A 2,594-nucleotide genomic window follows, 5' to 3' on the forward strand; every position below is an offset into this window, starting at 1 on the left:
GACACTATCCCGCAAAGTGTGTAAGTTAAAAAATAATGGGGTTTGACTTTTTAATTAAAGTTGAACCCTTTTTTCAAATATAGTTAAGAACTGGTTGAGGATTAATCCCCAATTTTGGATTGGCATTGACCATTTTTTGGTTGCTTCTCTCAGAGCCAAATATACAGATTTTAAGACAGCATCATCTGTTGGGAATGACAATTTATTTTTGGTATATTTTCTAATTTTACCATTTAGATTTTCAATTAAATTAGTGGTGTAAATAATCTTTCTAATTTCAATTGGGAAGTCAAAGAATACGGTAAGTTCTTCCCAGTTTTCAGTCCAAGATTTTACCGCATACGGATATTTGTCATTCCATTTTACTGCAAAATCTTCAAGAGAAGCTTTGGCTGCTTGTTTTGTTGGAGCATTGTAAATTAGCTTCATATCAGCTGAAAAAGTCTTCTTGTCTTTCCAAACAACATAGCGTGCAGAGTTTCTAATTTGATGCACCACACAGATTTGTGTTTGCGATTCAGGAAATACATTTTTAATGGTTTGAGTAAATCCATTTAGGTTGTCAGTAGCAGTAATTAGGATGTCTTCCACACCTCTGGCTTTTAAATCGGTCATTACACCCAGCCAAAAACTGGCACTTTCATTCTTGCCTAACCACATTCCTAAAACTTCCTTCTTACCGTCTCTATTGAGTCCAACGGCTAAGTAAATGGTTTTGTTTACCACCTTTGAGTTTTCACGAACCTTAAAGACGATGCCGTCCATCCAAACAATTAAATAAATGGGTTCTAAAGGTCTGTTTTGCCACGCTACAATATCATTGGATACACTATCGGTTATTCGAGATATAGTGGATGTAGAGACTTCAAAATTATAAACTTCTCTTATTTGTTCTTCAATGTCACTATTGCTCATTCCTTTGGCGTAAAGTGAAACAATAACGTTCTCTAGACCATCAAGTATATTCTGTCGTTTAGGAACAATTATTGGGTTAAATGAGGCATCTCTATCTCTTGGAACCTGAATCTCTGATTCGCCAAAAGAGGTTTTGATTTTCTTGTTTGAGAAACCATTGCGAGCATTGGGAGTTGTGGTTTTTTCATGCTTTTCATAGCCCAAATGAGCATCTAATTCACCTTCGAGCATTTTCTCTAATCCTCGCTTTTGCAATTGACCTAAAAAGCTATAAAGGTCTTCGCCTGTTTTGAATTGCTTCAAAAAATCATCTGATAATAAATCTTCTTTTTTCATAAGACTGTGTAAAATTTAAAATTAAACAAAAAAATAATGGGGTTTTAAAACCCCATTATTTTTTTGTTTAATTTTAAATTTTACACAGTCTTATGAAAAAAGAAGATTTATTATCAGATGATTTTTTGAAGCAATTCAAAACAGGCGAAGACCTTTATAGCTTTTTAGGTCAATTGCAAAAGCGAGGATTAGAGAAAATGCTCGAAGGTGAATTAGATGCTCATTTGGGCTATGAAAAGCATGAAAAAACCACAACTCCCAATGCTCGCAATGGTTTCTCAAACAAGAAAATCAAAACCTCTTTTGGCGAATCAGAGATTCAGGTTCCAAGAGATAGAGATGCCTCATTTAACCCAATAATTGTTCCTAAACGACAGAATATACTTGATGGTCTAGAGAACGTTATTGTTTCACTTTACGCCAAAGGAATGAGCAATAGTGACATTGAAGAACAAATAAGAGAAGTTTATAATTTTGAAGTCTCTACATCCACTATATCTCGAATAACCGATAGTGTATCCAATGATATTGTAGCGTGGCAAAACAGACCTTTAGAACCCATTTATTTAATTGTTTGGATGGACGGCATCGTCTTTAAGGTTCGTGAAAACTCAAAGGTGGTAAACAAAACCATTTACTTAGCCGTTGGACTCAATAGAGACGGTAAGAAGGAAGTTTTAGGAATGTGGTTAGGCAAGAATGAAAGTGCCAGTTTTTGGCTGGGTGTAATGACCGATTTAAAAGCCAGAGGTGTGGAAGACATCCTAATTACTGCTACTGACAACCTAAATGGATTTACTCAAACCATTAAAAATGTATTTCCTGAATCGCAAACACAAATCTGTGTGGTGCATCAAATTAGAAACTCTGCACGCTATGTTGTTTGGAAAGACAAGAAGACTTTTTCAGCTGATATGAAGCTAATTTACAATGCTCCAACAAAACAAGCAGCCAAAGCTTCTCTTGAAGATTTTGCAGTAAAATGGAATGACAAATATCCGTATGCGGTAAAATCTTGGACTGAAAACTGGGAAGAACTTACCGTATTCTTTGACTTCCCAATTGAAATTAGAAAGATTATTTACACCACTAATTTAATTGAAAATCTAAATGGTAAAATTAGAAAATATACCAAAAATAAATTGTCATTCCCAACAGATGATGCTGTCTTAAAATCTGTATATTTGGCTCTGAGAGAAGCAACCAAAAAATGGTCAATGCCAATCCAAAATTGGGGATTAATCCTCAACCAGTTCTTAACTATATTTGAAAAAAGGGTTCAACTTTAATTAAAAAGTCAAACCCCATTATTTTTTAACTTACACACTTTGCGGGATAGTGTC

The 2,594-nt window shown here is 34.6% G+C and carries 2 protein-coding genes; one reads left to right on the forward strand and one right to left on the reverse strand.

All coding sequences use genetic code 11. The features are described 5' to 3' along the window. Window positions 1-54: 54 nt before the first annotated feature. The gene (locus ABWO04_RS11055) at window positions 55-1,251 is read right to left on the reverse strand and encodes an IS256 family transposase (protein ID WP_353079750.1); all 1,197 of its coding nucleotides are present in this window, start codon (window positions 1,249-1,251) and stop codon (window positions 55-57) included. A gap of 92 nt (window positions 1,252-1,343) precedes the next feature. Between ABWO04_RS11055 and ABWO04_RS11060 the strand changes: the two genes are divergently transcribed. Continuing rightward, window positions 1,344-2,540 (forward strand): IS256 family transposase, encoded by a 1,197-nt coding sequence (locus ABWO04_RS11060; RefSeq protein ID WP_353079750.1) that lies wholly within the window; start codon window positions 1,344-1,346, stop codon window positions 2,538-2,540. The last annotated feature ends 54 nt before the right edge of the window (window positions 2,541-2,594 follow it).

The organism is Flavobacterium sp. (assembly GCF_040382755.1).
GTDB lineage: Bacteria > Bacteroidota > Bacteroidia > Flavobacteriales > Flavobacteriaceae > Flavobacterium.

Coding starts and splice junctions, on each gene's coding strand:
- ABWO04_RS11055 (WP_353079750.1), bottom strand. CDS start 1,251: ATGAAAAAAGAAGATTTATTATCAGATGATTTTTTGAAGCAATTCAAA.
- ABWO04_RS11060 (WP_353079750.1), top strand. CDS start 1,344: ATGAAAAAAGAAGATTTATTATCAGATGATTTTTTGAAGCAATTCAAA.